Source organism: Bordetella tumbae (genome assembly GCF_965139195.1).
GTDB classification, from domain to species: Bacteria; Pseudomonadota; Gammaproteobacteria; order Burkholderiales; family Burkholderiaceae_B; genus Bordetella_A; species Bordetella_A tumbae.
Map to the genome: position 1 here is coordinate 1 of NZ_CBCSJH010000030.1, position 17,360 is coordinate 17,360.

The following is a 17,360-nucleotide window of genomic DNA, read 5'->3' on the forward strand; positions in this document are numbered from 1 at the left end:
GCCGACCGACTCCGTGAAGCGCCAACACGGTCACTGCCCCGCTTCGACGTCCAATAGCACTCAATCCCAGCATCAAGGCAACGCCACAGACTCCTGCACAGGCGATACCCGGGGTAACGGCGCAGCGACACGCCAGATAGCTCGACGGCGCAGGGCTGTGAGCAGTTTCAGACCGTAGGGCCAATCGCCAAAGCCGCTTTCCGTGTTGATATGCCCGGCGCCAGAGAGCACCTCGATACGGCTTCCCCACGCCGACGCAAACTGATGGGCACGATCCAGCCGGCAATACGGATCATCGTCGCTCGCAACAACGACGGACTGGAATGGCAGCGAATGCAATGGGACCGGGCCGAATGCGCGTATGCCATCCGGCGCACTGTGGCGTTCAACATCAGGCGGCGCCACCAGCAGCGCGCCCGCGACCTTGGCTCGCAGTGGAACCGGCAGGCTTACGGATGCCAGGCACCCCAGGCTATGGGCGATCAACAGCACAGGACACGCCGCGCGGTCGACATAGGCCGCCACCGTCGCATGCCAGACCGCCGGATCGGGATTGTCCCAATCAGGCTGCTGCACACGCTGCGCATGCGGTAGACAGTGCGCCCAGCGCGTTTGCCAATGGCCGGGGCCGGAATCCTTCCAGCCCGGAACGATAATCGGTTGGAATCTCATGGCGGATATGATGCCGCGCAGTCTTATGATGGCAAACGAATAAATCGTCTTTTGTATATATACGGATTTGCATATAGAAACGGCCGTCATCCGCCCCTTGGGTTCCGCGTTTTCTGTTGACGCGATTGCCCCGGCGCAGCGCGGAAACAGCGGGGCCCTGTGCTTTGATACGGGATTTCCCTCCCCTTTGCGAGGGGGCTTACGCCCCCGTTTGCGCCTCAAAGCGGGGCTTGTTTCAGGTATGCTTGCCGTGCACTGAGCGGGTGCACAGACCAGGGTCTGCCCCGCCTGAATACGAAATATGAAGCCAAGGAGATCCCTCATGAAACAAACATTTCGCCTCAGCCCGGTACTGGCTGCGCTGAGCCTCGCGGCAGGCCTCACGGTCTCTGCAGGCGTGCAGGCAGAGAGCATCAAAATTGGCGTCGTCGGCCCGACTACAGGTCCGGTGACTCAATACGGCGCCATGGTGCGCGAGGGGGTCGATACAGCCGTCGAGATGATCAACGCTGCCGGCGGCGTGGATGGCAAAAAACTGGAAACCGTCATCATCGACGATGGATGCGAGCCCAAACAAGGGCCGGTCGCGGCCAACCGCATTGTCAATGACGAAATCGGTTTTGTCGTCGGCCACGTCTGCTCGGGCGCCACGATCGCGGCTGCCGACGTCTACAACAATGAGGGTGTGGTGATGGTGACGCCCTCGGCCACCTCTCCTGCCCTGACCGACGGCAAAAACTACGAGTTTATTTTCCGCACCATAGGCCGTGATGACCAACAAGGCCCCGCCGCCGCGAAATTCATTCTGAATACGCTCAAGCCCAAAACCGTCGCGATTTTGCACGACAAACAATCCTACGGTCAGGGTATCGCCACCGCCGTTAAAAACGATCTGGAAAAGGCCGGCACCAAAGTCGCGGTCTTCGAGGGTATTAACGCAGGCGACAGCGACTATTCCGCCGTCATCACCAAACTGAAATCCAATAATGTGGATTTCGTCTATTACGGTGGTTATCACCCCGAAATGGGCTTGTTGCTGCGCCAGGCCGCCGAACAAGGCGTCAAGGCCAAATTCATGGGCCCCGAGGGTGTCGGCAACCCGGACATCAACGCCATCGCCGGTCCTGCCGCCGAAGGCATGTTGCTGACTTTGCCCGCCGATTTCACACAAAATCCGGCCAACGCCGATATCGTCAAAGCATTCGAAAGCAAAAAGCGCAACGCCAGCGGCGCGTTCCAGTTGACCGCCTATGCGGCCACTCAGGTCATTGCCGACGGCATCAAGGGCGCGGGCAGCACCGATCCGACCAAGGTCGCTCAATACCTGCACGCCAATACCTTCCAGACTCCCATCGGCAAAACGTCATGGAACAAACAAGGCGATCTGAACGAATTCGAATTCCAGGTCTTTACCTGGCACAAAGACGGCAGCAAGACGGCCTATAAGTAATATCGCCTGATCGCCATCAGGTAACTCAAGCGCTCATTAGTATCAAAAACCCGGATATCCGGGTCACATAAACGGGGCTCTCGGAGCCCCGTTTTGCTTTATTTCCGTACAATTTCCCCAGTCTTGACAATTATTTTCAAAGTTTCGTATAGAAACCACATCACGAAACAAGAAATGTCTAATCGGCCGTGAATTATAATTAACCGCTGTTTTAGTTACATAATTTTCATTTATTTAATAACAAATGCAGCAATTACCGGCTAGATAACAAAGAGGATTTCCCGTATTTCCCGAGAAATAGCTGTTTTCTTGTCCGCATTAGCGGCGATAACAGGGCGAATTGTATCTATATTTTTCTACATATCGCCTTACGATCTTGCAGACACAATATAAACAGTAAAATTTGCGAACTCGAACTCTACGGATACTCCCTTCATAATGGCCGAGCCTCTTTTTTATGGCATAGGTATCAGTATGTTAGCGGTTTGCCCTGCCTTGAGAAGCAGCGGGCACACCGTCTTCCACTTCATCGCAGATAGTCTGGCTTTACCCGTCGGATAATCGGCGCGGCTTGGGCGATTACTGGCAGGCGCAGCCAGTATGTCCAGCGCCTCGTGGGCTGGTGTATCAGTTGTGCGGCTACTGGCTGCCAGCAAAACAAAATCAAAAGGCTCTCAAGAGCTGTTGTTGAAGGAATTTCATTCATGGCAAAACGTGTTGCCGTCGTAGGGCTCTCGTTCCGGTTTCCGCAAACGGATACCGAGCGATATTGGAATGACCTGATGGCCGGACGCGATCTGGTCACCCAAGTCGACGCCAGCCGTTGGCAGCAAGACGCCTATCTGCACCCTGCCAAAGACCACCCCGGCACTGCCTATACCTTCTCTGCTGGATCCTTGGGGGATATTTCCGGTTTCGACGCACATTTTTTTGGCATCTCGCCGCGCGAAGCTTCTCTGATGGACCCGCAGCAGCGCATGCTGCTGGAATTGTGCTGGGAAGCCATCGAAAACGCCGGCATAGCGCCCTCGCGCATGCGCGGCAGCGACTGCGGCGTCTATATCGGCATCGCCAGCGCCGACTATTCCTATCGCCTGTCTGACGATATGGGCGCTGTCGACGCCTCGATGGCGACGGGCAATACGTCCAGTATCGCGGCCAACCGCCTGTCTTACCTGTTCGATCTGCACGGCCCGAGCATGGCCGTGGACACGGCGTGCTCGTCGGCACTGGTCGCTGTGCACCAGGCCTGCCGCGCCATCATGACGGGCGAAACCACGCAGGCCATCGCAGGCGGCATCAGCTTGCACTTGCACCCCTATGGCTTCATCACGTTTTCCAAAGCCTCGATGCTGTCGCCCGAAGGGCGCTGCAAGGTTTTCGACGCCGCGGGTGACGGCTACGTCCGTTCCGAGGGTGGCGGCCTGTTGCTGCTGAAAGACTACGACCAGGCAGTCGCCGACCGCAATCACATCCTGGCCGTCATCGCGGGCAGCGCCGTCAACACCGACGGCCGCAAATCCGGCCTGACCGTACCCAACGCCAATGCACAGATTTCGCTGATGCAGCAGGTGTACGAACGCGCCGGAATCGACATCACCGACATCGATTACCTGGAGGCCCACGGTACCGGCACCGCCGTCGGCGATCCTATCGAGACACGTGCCATCGGCGCGGCACTGGGCCAACCCCGCGGCGCGGGCAAGCCCCTGACCATCGGCTCGGTCAAGAGCAACCTGGGTCACCTGGAGGCGGCCTCTGGCGTCGCCGGCCTGGTCAAGGCCATCTACAGCCTGCAACACCGCGTCGTGCCCGCCACCATCGGCATCAAGACGTTGAACCCGGCCATCGAGTTCGACAGCTGGAATATCTCCGTTGCCACCGAGAACTATGCCCTGCCCGCCAGCGGCACGCTGACCATCGGCGTCAACTCGTTCGGGTTTGGCGGCGCAAACGCCCACGTCATTCTGCAAAGCGCCCCCGAAGCCGACAACGATCCCGCCGACAAGCTGGCCAACACCGCAGCGGTGCCCGTGATCGTGTCCGGCAAAACGCCGGAGGCACTGAAGGCCGCCGCCCGTGACTTGGCGGGCGTCCTGCAAAGTCAGCCCGGACGCGCCCTGTACGACGTCGCCTACCACGCCGCCATGCGCCGCGAATGGCACGCCGAACGCGCCGTCGTCTACGGCACCGACAGCGAACAAGTCGCACAGGCCCTGACCCAATTCGCCGATGGCGACGCTCCCCGCTACAGCGTGGCGTCCGGCAGCGCCGTGCCCGACGCACAAGGCGCGGTATTCGTCTATTCGGGGAACGGCTCACAGTGGGACGGCATGGGCCGCCAATTGCTGGCCGATCCGGTTTTTGCCGAAGCTGTCCACGAAATCGATACGTTGTTTGCTCCCCTGTCCGGTTATCGCCTGGGCGACGAACTCGCACGCACCGACAGCGCCAACCAATACGCACGCACCGAAGTCGCGCAACCGGCCTTGTTCGCGATTCAGGTGGGCATCACCCGCATGCTCGCGCAGCGCGGCATCTTGCCAACCGGCGTTATCGGCCACAGCGTCGGCGAAGTCGCCGCCGCCTGGGCATGCGGCGCGTTGACCCTGGCCGACGCAGTTCAGGTCATATTCCATCGCAGCCGCCTGCAAGGCAGCACCAAGGGCCATGGCTGCATGACTGCCGTCGGGATAGACGGCGGCGCTGCCCTCGCCCTGTTGACCGAACTGCAGCTCACGAACGCCGTGTGCGTCGCCGGCTACAACAGTGTGCGCGGCGCCACCCTGGCGGGCGACCCAGCCGCGCTGGGCACCGTAGAGGCTGTCCTGGCCGAACGCCAGATCTTCTACAAGCGCCTGGATCTGGACTATGCCTTTCACAGTGCTGCCATGGACCCCATCCAGGCAGACCTGCAACAAGCCCTGGCCGGCCTGGCACCCAAGGCAGGCCACACGCCGTTCTATTCGTCAGTAGACGGCAAACTGCTGGACGGCAAAAAACTCGGCGCAGACTATTGGTGGCGCAACGTCCGTGAACCGGTACGTTTTCACCAGGCCATCGACGCTCTGGTCGAGCGAGGCGACAACGTCTACATCGAAGTCGGCCCGCATCCGGTGCTGCGCTCGTACGTCAACGACGCCCTGAACAGCATCGAACGCAAGGGCCGTGTCCTGTTGACCGCCAGCCGCGGCAACGACGATCCCGCCCGCATTCATGACACCGCTGGCCAGGCCATCCTGAGCGGCGCGCAAATCGACTGGCAAGACCTGTTCCCCTGGGAAGGCCGCCACGTCATCATGCCCGCCTACCCCTGGCAACGCGAGCGCTATTGGCACCCGACCAGCGCCGACTCGCTGGGCCAGTTGCAGCGCGCCAAGGTCCACCCCCTGCTGGGATACCCGCTCAGCCAGCACGAAGGCATCTGGGAAAACCAGCTCGATACCAAGCTATATCCCTGGCTGGCCGACCACATCGTGGGCGACGCTACCGTATTTCCTGGCAGCGGATTCGCCGAGATCGCCTTGGCCGCGGCACAGCAATGGCAGCCGGCCCAATGGCTGGAAATCGAAGAGCTCGAGATCCGCGCCCCGCTGCTATTGGCCGCCTCACCGTCCAAACGCACCCGCGTGACGGTCGATACCTCTGACGGCGGCATGCGGATTCAAGCCAAAGACGTAGGCAGCCCCGAGCCATGGACCCTGCACGCCTCGGCCCGCATTCTGCGCGAGGCCAGCGACGCCCTGATTACAGGCGCCCCTGTGCGAGCACTCGAGCGTCCCTACGACTTCACGACCGACAGTCATGCCTTGCTGACTCGCGCGGTGGGCCTGGATTACGGTGATGCGTTCCGTGCCGTCCATCATGGCTGGAAAGAATCCGACGATACCGTGCTGGCTGTCCTGCAGCCTGCGGCGGTCCTGCAAGACCAGTTACCACGCAGCCTGTTGCATCCGGCGCTGCTGGACTGCACGTTCCAGCTGATCATCCAACTGTTGCGCGACGACCCCGCCATGGGTCAAGGCGTCGCCTTCGTGCCCGCAAAGATCGGGCGACTGGCCGTGCGCTCAGAGACCGATGTGCCGCATTTCGTGCGCGCACGCCTGTTGCGCCGTGCACCGCATTCGCTGACGGCCGAATTCGACATTTACAACGCCGCGGGCGAACAAATCGCCGCTGTGCGCGAAGCCCGCTTCAAGAGCATCCGTCTGTCCAAAACGGCTGGCGACACGCTGGACTTTGTCGACGACGCAGGCGTGCCTCGCCCACATGCCCTGGATCCGCGCAGCCGAATCAGTGCGCTGGATGCCGACGCGGCTTCGGAGGCCTGGGCTGCCCTGGCCGCCAGCGCCGCGCAGGACCAGACGCATATACGTTACGCCCACGAAATCGAGCCCTTGCTGGACAGCCTGTGCGACCATTTCTTTGTCCGGGCGCTGACCTCGTTGGCGCCTAACGGCCACCATCTGTACAACGACGCTGTCGAGCGCTGCCGCCAAGCGTCGCCCGATGCCGCTGCCTTGCTGGACCACTTGTTGGCGCGCGCCACCGACACAGGCCTGTTGGAACGCTCGCCCTCGGGCTGGGGCATCCCTGTCCAGGAAGACAACGCGCCCGATGTCATCGACATCTGGAACAGCCTGCTGCGCGAATATCCCGACTATGCGCACATCGTGCATGCCGTCGGCCGCGTTGGCCTGCATCTGGGCCGACTCCTGCAGGGCCAGGTCACATTGGATAGTGTCTGCCCTGCTGACGCCTCCCCCAGCGCGCTGACGCACCAGATCCTGGGCACCGAGGCTCGCGAGCGCATCGGTGCCAGCTTGCAAACCCTGCTGACGCAGGCACAAAACCAATTGCCTGCCGGTACACGGTTGAACGTACTGGAAATCAGCGCCTACGCACCGGCCTTTGCGGTGCATTGCTGCACAGCGCTGGATTTCGATCTGGCCGACTACCGCTACGTTTCCACGCAGCAATCCGCCATCGAACACGCGCAGCGCCTGCTCGATGCGTATCCCGATGCCTCGTGCGGCCTCATCGACGGCTCCTCGCAACCCGATGAATCCGGATACTACGACCTGATCGTCCTGCATGCCGACACCACCAGCCCCGACGACGCTTTGCGCTCGCTGGAGTATGCCCGAGTGCATCTGAAGACCGGCGGCACCTTGCTGCTGCTCGGCCATCATCCCGTCGCGTGGCTGGATTTCGTGGCTGGTGCGCAAGCCACCTGGTGGACTCCGGCCGACGCCGACGGACTGCGTGCCTCATGCCAGTATCCTGCCCGCCTGTGGCAGGACATGCTGACACAACAAGGCTATACCTGCGGCCCGGTCCTGGAGTTCGTTCCCGAGTCGTTGTCGGGCCCCTATCTGCTGAGCGCGGTCGCCACCGCGGCGTCTGCCACCGTACAGCCTGTGGTCCCTGCTCCGGCTGCCGCAACGCAAGCGGCTTCACAGCCCGAACAGCCGGGCTGGCTGCTGCTCGCGGGATCTCAAGACACCAACATGGCGTTGGCCCGGGCCATCACCACGGCCCTGAACGCAGCAGGCCATCGCACACTGATCCAACGCGACGTCGATTGCGCCAATCTGGATGTACTGCTGGCTCAAGCCGCCAGCCAGTTGGGCGCCATTCATGGCGTCATCCACCTGGACGGTCTGATTCCGAGTGCGGCCAGCCACACCACCGAACTGCAGACGCAAGTCCGCCGTTGCGCCCTGGCCGCCTCCGCCGCTCAGACGCTCGAACGCAGCAATAGCAAAGCCACCCTCTGGCTCATCACTGCAGGCGCTGCGCAGCATCTGGCCGCGCCCGATGCCCTGTCCGCCGGCCTGAACGATACGCCGCTGTGGGGCTTTGGCCGCACGATGATGAACGAGGCCGCCAACTACGGCGTGCGCCTGCTGGATCTGCCCCATGCCGAGCCCACCGACGTATTGATCAACGCCCTGGTGCGCGAGCTGTGCCACCCTGACGCCGAACAAGAGGCGGCGCTGACGGCCAATGGCGAGCGCTACGCGCCCCGCCTGCACGGCCTGCCGCGTCCGTCCAACGCTGCTGCAGAGGATCACACGGCAGACCAGATCAGCCTGGGCTTTGAATTCCCGGGGCAGCTGCGCAATCTGCGCTGGCAAGCCGGTCCGGCGGCCGAACTGGCCGAGGATCAACTGGAAATCGACGTCCACGCCACCGGCCTGAATTTCCGCGACGTGATGTACGCCCTGGGCCTGCTGTCGGACGAAGCCATCGAAAACGGCTTTGCCGGCCCCACGCTGGGCCTGGAATTCGCAGGCACCGTGCGGCGCGTCGGCCCGCAGGCCGAAGGCGACTACCAGCCCGGTGACTCGGTCGTGGGCTTTGGCCCGGCCAGCTTCTCCAACCGCGTCTTTACCAAAGCCAGCGCCATCGCCCACATCCCCGAAGGCATCTCCTTCGAGGCAGCGGCGACGATCCCCAGCACCTTCTTTACCGTCTACTACGCGCTGCACCACCTGGCTCAGCTCGAAGAAGGCGAAAAAGTCCTGATCCATGGCGCGGCAGGCGGCGTCGGCATTGCCGCCATCCAGTTTGCACAAGCCCGCGGCGCCGAGATCTATGCCACCGCAGGCTCTGAAGAAAAACGCGACTTCCTGCGCCTGATGGGCGTGCAGCACATCTACGACTCGCGTTCGCTGGCCTATGCCGACGACATCCTGGCCGACACCCAAGGCCAAGGCGTAGACGTGGTCCTGAACTCCCTGGCCGGCGAAGCCGTCAACCGCAACCTGCGTGTCCTGAAACCCTTTGGCCGGTTCCTCGAACTGGGCAAACGCGATTTCTACGAAAACACCCGCATCGGCCTGCGCCCGTTCCGCAACAACATCAGCTACTTTGGCATCGATGCCGACCAACTGATGCACGAGCGCCCCGCCCTGACCCGCCGCTTGTTCGGCGAAATGATGGCGCTCTTTGCCCAGGGCGTGCTGCATCCCTTGCCCTATCAGGAATTCGACGCCAACGACATCGTCGATGCCTTCCGGTATATGCAGCAGGCGCGCCAGATCGGCAAAATCGTCATCACCTATCGCAACGGCATCCGTCACACGCACGCCGCCGCCGCGACCGCCGATGCCGCCACACTGACACTGCCCGAGCAGGCCACCTACCTGGTCACCGGTGGCCTCAGCGGCTTTGGCCTGCGCACCGCTCAATGGCTGGCCGACAAAGGCGCCCGCCATCTGGCGCTGGTCAGCCGCAGCGGCCCTGCGTCCGAGACGGCACAAGAGGCCATCGCCGAGCTGCAAGCCCGCGGCGTCACCGTCCACGCCGCGCCCTGCGACGTCACCGATGCACAGGCCGTCAACGACCTGGTCACGCATATCCAAAGCGCCATGCCGCCGTTAAAAGGCATCGTGCACGCCGCCATGGTCATCGACGACGGCCTGATCCGCAACGCCACTGCCGAACAGATCCAGCGTGTGCTCGCCCCCAAAGTCCTGGGCGGACAGCATCTGGACGCCGCCACGCAAGACCTGGCGCTGGATTTCTTTGTCATGTTCTCGTCCGGCACCACGCTGTTCGGCAACCCCGGCCAAGCCAACTACGTTGCTGCCAACATGTGGCTGGAGGGCCTGGCCCGCCAGCGCCGCGCCCAAGGCCGTCCGGCCACCTGCGTACGCTGGGGCGCGATCGACGACGTCGGCTACCTGGCGCGCAACAAGAAAATCAAGGACGCCCTGCAAAGCCGCATGGGTGGCGCAGCGCTGGCCTCTGACGCAGCCCTGCACGCCCTCGAAGACATGCTGCTGGCCAACGCCAGCGGCCTGGGCGTGCTGGAACTGGACTGGCGCGCCCTGCGCCGTTTCCTGCCCAGCGCCAACACACCTAAATTCAGCGTCCTGGCCCGACGCAGCAGCGACAGCGGCGACGACGACGGCGACGCCCGCGATATCTCGCATCTATTGGCGACCATGGACGATGCAGCCTTGCATCCCGTATTCGTCGAGATGCTCAAGACCGAAGTCAGCGAAATCCTGCGTGTATCTGCCGACAAGATCAATCCCGACGTCTCGGTCTACGACATGGGTCTCGATTCCCTCATGGGCGTCGAGCTGGTCGTCGCCCTGGAAAACCGGTTTGGCATCCGTCTGCCGGTCATGGCGCTCAACGAAAGCCCCACCTTGTCCAAGCTGGCTGACCGCTTGATCCAACTGCTGCGCGGCGAGGGCGACCATGCCGAACAGGACACGGTATTGGCCCAAGTCGAGCAAGTTGTCTCACAACACACCGACGAAGTCCCGGCCGAAGCCATGGCCAAATTCGCCGATGAACTAAAATCAGGGAACATCAACAGCAAACGCATGATCCACTGACCGTGAGCCTCACTAAAAAAGGCCTGCCCGGCCTCTCAGCCAGCATCAAAGACAAGCTGATCCAGCAAGCCCTGGAACGCAAGCTGCGCCAAGCCGGGCAAGAGCCGCCGTCGCGGACGCTATTCCAATCGTCCGCGCGCAAAAATGCCATTCCCGAAGAGTTCTATCGATTCGATCTGCATCCGGGATACCGTCAGCTGCAAATCATGAACGAAGGCGCCGCCCGCATGGGCGTGCGCAGCCCATTTTTCAAGCTGCACGAAGGCACCGCCGGTGCCGACACCCAGATTGGCGGCAAGTCCTACATCAACTACGCCAGCTACAACTATCTGGGCATGTCCGGCGACCCTGTGGTCCAGGCCGCCGCACGCCAGGCCATGGAGCGCTATGGCACTTCCGTATCCGCCAGCCGGCTAGTGTCGGGCGAACGCCCCATCCATCGCGAGCTCGAGCGCGCCCTCGCCAATATCTACGAAGTCGACGAGGCCATCGCATTCGTCAGCGGCCATGCGACCAACGTATCCACCATCGGCTACCTGTTCGGCCCGCGCGACCTGATCCTGCACGACGAGTTCATCCACAACAGCATCCTGCAGGGTGCACAGCTATCCGGCGCCCGCCGCCTGTCCTTTCCCCATAACGACTGGGCGGCCCTGGACGACATTCTGACCGAGCAACGCCACCAATTCGAACGCGTCCTCATTGTGCTCGAAGGCATCTACAGCATGGATGGCGACTACCCCGACCTGCCCCGCTTCGTCGAGATCAAACGCCGCCACAAAGCCTTCTTGATGGTGGACGAGGCGCATTCGCTCGGTGTCATGGGCAAACGCGGCTATGGCATTCGCGAGCATTTTGGCCTGGCCGGTAAAGACGTAGACATCTGGATGGGCACGCTCAGCAAAACGCTGGCGGGCTGCGGAGGATACATTGCCGGTGAACATGCTCTGATCGAGCACCTGAAGTTCCTGGCGCCGGGCTTTCTATACAGCGTGGGCATGCCCCCCAGCGTCGCCGCCGCGTCGCTGGCCGCGTTGCGCCGCATGCAGGACCTGCCAGAACGCGTTGCCACAATGCAGGCACGTGGCCGTTATTTCCTGGAAACCGCACAGGCCGCCGGCATCGACACCGGCAGCAGTACGGGTTATGCGGTCGTGCCTGCCATCACCGCCAGTTCATTAAAAGCCGCGCGCCTGTCGGCCTCGTTGTTCGAACAAGGCATCAACGTACAGCCCATCCTGTACCCAGCCGTGCCGGAAAAATCCGCGCGATTGCGGTTCTTTATTTCGTGCCTGCATACCGAAGCACAACTCACGCGTACAGTTGCGGCATTGAGTGCGTTGTTGCAAAACGGGCATTAACGTCGAACTGCCAGCCTCGCAGTCGGACCACCCTATCCTGCTGCGTCTCAAATAATCCGGCGCTCAGCAACCAAGAACGCCGTGATGTCCCCCAGAAATGTTTTCGCATGGGCCATAGTGGTCTGCCCTGCAGATGAGGCAAAAGCATCCTGCAGTGTTTGTTCGTCCTTGAACCACAACTCGACAATGCCATCGATCGGCAACGCGTCATGATCGCACGGCGTGCCTTTGTCGCGCTCTCGCGCTATCACCACATTCTGGCGATAGCCACTCACGCCGGGCATTTTTTTCACGAGTTCACCATGAATACGCCACTCGCGTTTAAAGTCCTCTTCGCTCAACGTCGGCAGCCGGCGCAGGAGAGAGATACGTTTCAGGTTTCTTGCGCGCTCATGATCGGTCAACGGAATCACGACAGACTGCTGCGCCGTAACGATATGCAGATCCCCTAGGAAATGGTGTTCATCCCTGACCAGATCCTCTGCTATAGCACTGTTGCCAAACGCGAACGCTGATTGTTGTACGTCATCAAACCAGAGTTGCGAGAAACCATCAAAGTCCCATGGTCCCCGCTCAAAATCAATGCCTCGCTGCTCGCGGTCTACCACCAGGTTCTGCCAATATTCACGCAGACCGGGCGCGCGTGCCGCAAGTGCTCCGTGACTATCGCGCCAATAGGCGTCAAACGCGTCAAAAGCCCAATCCGTTTTCTTGCGAATTAATCCAATCCTGACATTCATCGCGACTCCTAGCTTTATTCAACGAGCAAAAATAACCTCTGCCGTCTGCTCAAGAAGGCTGGCAACAGTAATTTCGCAAACGATCACCTCATGTTTCGGCCGCTCGCGCACGAGCCAGCCCTGGTGCACGTTTGGCCAGCCAAACGCCATGCCTGACTGGCCAACGCTCATAACGAGGATCTACGCCTAGCGTCAATGCCGCGTGGTGCGCCCAGTACGGATCGAATAGTGCCTCGCGTCCCAGTGCGATCAGATCAGCCCTGCCTTCAGCAAGTATGGCTTCGGCCTGATCTGCATCAACGATCATGCCGACGGCCTGCGTTATCACGTTGGCCTCGTTGCGAATTCGCTCTGAAAACGGCACTTGAAATCCCAAGCCACGAGGCACAGGCAGCGCACGCGTCTCTTCTGTCAAGCCGCCCGACGAACAGTCAATCACATCGACGCCGCAGGCTGCGAGCTCTCGAGATAACGCAATCGAATCGTCCAAGCTCCAACCGTCCACACTGCCATCAACGGCCGACAGCCGGCAGAAAAGAGGTTTGTTTGGCGGCCATACCGTGCGGACGGCACGAGCAATCTCGAGTGCCAGCCGCATCCGCCTTGCCAGATCTCCGCCCCATTCGTCATCTCGATGATTCGAATGCGGTGATAAAAAACTTGCGACCAGATAGCCATGGCCAAAATGCAACTCCACCACATCAAAACCTGCCTGGTCCGCGCGTACAGCAGCCTCGACAAACTGCTGTATTACCCCGGCGATCCCGTCTGCAGTGAGCACCTGCGGAGCCGACCATCCCGGCCCGGCCGCCAGTGCGCTTGGTCCGAGCCGCTCCCATGGCTCGGCATCCCCAGCCAGGCGGGATTCCGATAACGCGGCACCGCCCTCCCATAACGGCTCGCTGCCCGCCTTTCGACCAGCGTGCGCCAACTGGACCCCTATGGCCGCACCATTCGCGTGGACAAATTCAACCACGGACTTCAGCGGCGCGATCTGGCTGTCTCTCCACAGCCCCAGATCGGCCGTCCCAATGCGCCCACGAGGGTCGACCGCCGTACTCTCAGTCAAAATCAAACCGGCGCCGCCCAACGCGAACTTTCCCAAGTGCACCAAATGCCAAGGTGTCGCGTGGCCTGCCTCCGCCGCATGTTGGCACATAGGCGAAATCACCACTCGATTCTTCAACTCCAGAGAGCGAAGCTTGATCGGTTGAAAAAGCAGAGGTTCAGTAGAAGTCAAAACTCAAGCTCCTGGATCAAAAGACCATACATTGCGGCACCTTCGTGCACATCAATTCGTCAATGCGTACCGAGATACGCCGCTTTGACTTTCGGATCGTTCAGCAGCTCTCGCCCCGTGCCCTCTAACGTAATGCAGCCGGTTTCCAGCACGTAGGCGCGATCGGCCACACCCAGCGCCTGCTTGGCCATTTGCTCGACCAACAAAATGGTCAACCCCGATTCACGCAACTGACGAATCGCATTAAAGATGTCCTTAATAATCAACGGGGCCAAACCGAGCGAGGGTTCATCCAGCAACAACAACCGAGGCTCACTCATTAACGCGCGAGAAATCGCCAGCATCTGCTGTTCGCCGCCAGACATCGTTCCAGCAAGCTGATCCTGACGTTCGCGCAGGCGCGGGAATCGTTTGAACTCCCGTTCGATAGCCGCCTCCACCGCAGCGGGATCCTTGCGCCGGCAATACCCGCCGAGGGTCAAGTTCTCGCGTACGGTCTGATCCGCAAATATCCCGCGCCCCTCTGGAGACATTGCCACGCCCAGCGACACGCGTTCATGAGCCTTTACGGTTGTCACATCAGCTCCGTTAAATTTGATACTGCCTTCGGCGACAGGCTCCAGGCCGCAAATACTCTTCAGCAACGTGCTCTTGCCCGCGCCGTTTGCGCCGATGATCGTCACCACCTCTCCCGCACGGACCTCCAGGCACACACCTTTGACGGCCTGGATCGCACCATAGGCGATCTTGACTGAATCGAGTTTCAACATATTTAGGCCTCCCAGGCTAAGCGGTAGCAGTTGCGCCCTCGGGCTCGTCGACACCCAGGTAAGCCTCCACCACGCGAGGGTTACTCTGCACTTCCGAGGGCTTGCCCTCGGCGATCTTGACCCCGTAGTCCAGCACAATCACATGATCAGAGATCGACATGACCAGATCCATGTGATGCTCGACCATCAGAATGCTCACGCCGCATTTCCCGACACGCACCAGCAATTGCCCTAGCTCGGCAGTCTCCTGCGGGTTCAAACCTGCAGCCGGCTCATCCAGCAACAGCAGTTGTGGCTCAGTCGCCAATGCTCGCGCGAGCTCCACTCTACGCTGCAACCCATATGGCAAACTGCCGGCCGGTTGATGCGCCAAATGCGACAATCCCACCAGATCCAGCAACTGCAGCGCCCGGTCACGTGTGGCGACTTCTTGCTTCCTGGCATTTGGCAGCATCAACATAGATGCGAAAAAGCCGTTCGTCATCCTGCTATGCCGGCCGAGCATGACGTTATCCAGCACAGAAAGCTCTGCGAACAATCGCAGGTTCTGGAACGTCCGCCCCATGCCCATGCAGCAGATCGAATACACCGGACGTCCCGAAATTTCCTGGCCAAGAAACCGAATGGAGCCTTCACTAGGAGGGATCAAGCCCGTGAGCATATTAATCATGGTGCTCTTGCCCGCGCCATTTGGCCCGATCAAGGCGTGGATATGCCCGCGCTGCAACTGAAACGACACATTCTGTGCGGGCTTCACTCCCCCAAAGTGCTTAGTAACACCTTGCGCGATCAGTAGTTCGCCCTCTCCTTTGGGACCGATTCGCGTCGACTCACTACCGGCGCTGCCGGTCTGCAGTGCCTGTGCCGGCCGGCGAAACCACTTCGCAAATAATCCCGTTACGCCTCCCGGCATCACATAGAGCGCAAAGAGCAACAAGAAGCCGTACAGAAAATGCTGTACCGAAGGCCAACGTGCCAGGAGAGCATCAATCAACGTCAAAATGACTGCACCCACCAAGGGCCCATATTGCGACCCCGCGCCACCAAACAGGACCAACAACAGGATAAAAATCGATAAGTGGAATGTGATGAAGTCAGAATTAATGTATTGATTCTGCTGCGCGACCAGCGCTCCCGCGATCCCGCAGGTGACCGCTGCCACCACAAATGCGATCACCTTGGCGCGATAGACCCGTACTCCTACCGACGAGGACGCGATCTCATCAGCCTGCAACGACAGAAACGCACGGCCAAAACGGCCTCGCAGCAGATTACGCAACAACAAGTGCGTAACAGCACAGAGAACAATTCCAAATCCCACCCACTGCTGCGACGTCAAGGGCTCATCATCCCACGTCAGCGGTCTGATGCCGTAAATGCCCGTGGCTCCGCCAAATACTTCGGTCCATTCGCCGACGATTTTCTCAACCACAATACCGAAAGCCAAGGTCACCATTGCGAGATAGGGACCCTTGACTCTCAACGATGGCAAGGCAATCAAAACGCCACACAAGCCTGAAATACCTGCAGCGATCACCAGCGCGAGCCAAGGGTTGACCTCAGTCCCCGTGGTGATCAGCGCCACAGCATAGGCGCCGGCGGCGAACAGCCCTGCCTGGCCGAGAGATTTTTGCCCCGCGTACCCTACCAACACATTCATGCCAGCAGCGCAGAGATAGTAGACACACATCATGAAAACAATGCGCAGGTAGTAATCGTTGCCGACGAATGACATCGCACCAGCCAAGATCGCTGCGGCCAGCACGACTAGCGGGAAATGTAGGCGGTCTTTCATACCTTCTCCACCATTTTCTTTCCGAACAAGCCCGTTGGGCGTACGGCCAGAACCAGAATCACCAAGACGAACACGGCAACCTCGCGCCATTGCGCCTGCCATAGATTCACCAGTGATTCGAGAACGCCCAGTACAAACCCGCCGATGACGCAACCTCGAGGATTACTGAGCCCGCCGATCATGGCTCCGGAGAAACCCTTCAACCCCACCGTCAGCCCCATAAAAATAGAGGCTTGGGCAATCGGGGCCAATAAGAATCCCGACAGCCCTGCCAGTGCGGAACTCACTACAAATGCGCCAATCATGACTGTATTAGTATTTATGCCCATCAGGCTGGCGATGCTGCCATTAGCCGCCACTGCGCGCATGGCCTTGCCCACCATCGTGCGGTTCATGACAAAATCGAATCCGATCATGACCACGACGGCCACCCCCAACATCAAGAGCTCTTGCGGGCGAACACCGATGCCGAACACTCGGATAACAGCATCGCCGACAGGCGCGGGGACCACAACCGGTTTTGGCCCCCATATGGCCAAGCCAACGCTTTGCAAAATCACCCCAAAGCCCAGCGTACTCATCACCCAGGCCATACCTGGGCGCCCCGCGAATGGACGAACGCCAATCGAGTAAAGCACCCATCCCAATATCCCCATGACCCCTAGCGCCGCGGCAAGCGCCAACAGTTGGGCTCCCGTCCCCGGCAATGCTTGCCCGAACGAAGTCGACGTTACCGGCAAGCCAAGCGCCAGGAAGAGCACGCTCATGCCGATGAATGCCCCCGCAGAAACAAACTCACCGTGCGAGAAATTCAAGGTCTTAGTCGTCGTAAAGGTGATACTGAACCCCAGTGCGACCAACGCGTAGGCACCGCCCACGGCCAGGCCACTGAGAATCGCCTGCAAAAGCGCCTCTGCCATCATTGCCTCCGAGATGCTTTACCTGGCCGCCGTCAGCATCCCAGGTCAAAGCCAT

General features: G+C 60.5%; 9 protein-coding genes. 3 read left to right on the forward strand and 6 right to left on the reverse strand.

Annotated features, from left to right (window positions below):
- Nucleotides 1-72: 72 nt before the first annotated feature.
- Nucleotides 73-672, reverse strand: a complete 600-nt coding sequence (locus ACNA0J_RS22795) for an RBBP9/YdeN family alpha/beta hydrolase (protein ID WP_415821152.1) — start codon at nucleotides 670-672, stop codon at nucleotides 73-75.
- Between the two features lie 322 nt (nucleotides 673-994).
- On the opposite strand from ACNA0J_RS22795, the gene ACNA0J_RS22800 reads away from it, so the two are divergent.
- The 3 genes from ACNA0J_RS22800 (at nucleotide 995) to ACNA0J_RS22810 (ending at nucleotide 11,840) form a co-directional block, all read left to right on the forward strand.
- Nucleotides 995-2,122: a branched-chain amino acid ABC transporter substrate-binding protein gene (locus ACNA0J_RS22800; RefSeq protein WP_415821153.1), complete on the forward strand. Its 1,128-nt coding sequence runs from the start codon at nucleotides 995-997 to the stop codon at nucleotides 2,120-2,122.
- A gap of 704 nt (nucleotides 2,123-2,826) precedes the next feature.
- Entirely contained in the window at nucleotides 2,827-10,479 is a 7,653-nt protein-coding gene (locus ACNA0J_RS22805) for an SDR family NAD(P)-dependent oxidoreductase (protein WP_415821154.1), read from the forward strand.
- 2 nt (nucleotides 10,480-10,481) lie between these two features.
- Complete coding sequence (locus ACNA0J_RS22810; RefSeq protein WP_415821155.1) at nucleotides 10,482-11,840, forward strand: aminotransferase class I/II-fold pyridoxal phosphate-dependent enzyme; 1,359 nt, start codon at nucleotides 10,482-10,484, stop codon at nucleotides 11,838-11,840.
- Between the two features lie 47 nt (nucleotides 11,841-11,887).
- On the opposite strand, the gene ACNA0J_RS22815 is transcribed toward ACNA0J_RS22810, so the two are convergent.
- The 5 genes from ACNA0J_RS22815 to ACNA0J_RS22835 all read right to left on the reverse strand — a co-directional run bounded on the left by ACNA0J_RS22815 (nucleotide 11,888) and on the right by ACNA0J_RS22835 (nucleotide 17,305).
- Nucleotides 11,888-12,580 carry an EthD domain-containing protein gene (locus ACNA0J_RS22815; RefSeq protein WP_415821156.1) on the reverse strand — a complete coding sequence of 231 codons (693 nt, stop codon included), beginning with the start codon at nucleotides 12,578-12,580 and terminating at the stop codon, nucleotides 11,888-11,890.
- Nucleotides 12,581-12,668: 88 nt separating this feature from the next.
- Nucleotides 12,669-13,820: an NADH:flavin oxidoreductase/NADH oxidase gene (locus tag ACNA0J_RS22820; RefSeq protein ID WP_415821157.1), complete on the reverse strand. Its 1,152-nt coding sequence runs from the start codon at nucleotides 13,818-13,820 to the stop codon at nucleotides 12,669-12,671.
- Between the two features lie 59 nt (nucleotides 13,821-13,879).
- Nucleotides 13,880-14,590: an ABC transporter ATP-binding protein gene (locus ACNA0J_RS22825; protein WP_415821158.1), complete on the reverse strand. Its 711-nt coding sequence runs from the start codon at nucleotides 14,588-14,590 to the stop codon at nucleotides 13,880-13,882.
- A 16-nt stretch (nucleotides 14,591-14,606) separates the two neighbouring features.
- A complete protein-coding gene (locus tag ACNA0J_RS22830; protein WP_415821159.1) occupies nucleotides 14,607-16,385 on the reverse strand; it encodes a branched-chain amino acid ABC transporter ATP-binding protein/permease in 1,779 nt (592 codons plus the stop codon).
- The gene (locus tag ACNA0J_RS22835) at nucleotides 16,382-17,305 is read right to left on the reverse strand and encodes a branched-chain amino acid ABC transporter permease (protein ID WP_415821160.1); all 924 of its coding nucleotides are present in this window, start codon (nucleotides 17,303-17,305) and stop codon (nucleotides 16,382-16,384) included. The genes ACNA0J_RS22830 and ACNA0J_RS22835 overlap by 4 nt, the downstream gene beginning before the upstream one ends.
- Nucleotides 17,306-17,360 lie beyond the last annotated feature (55 nt).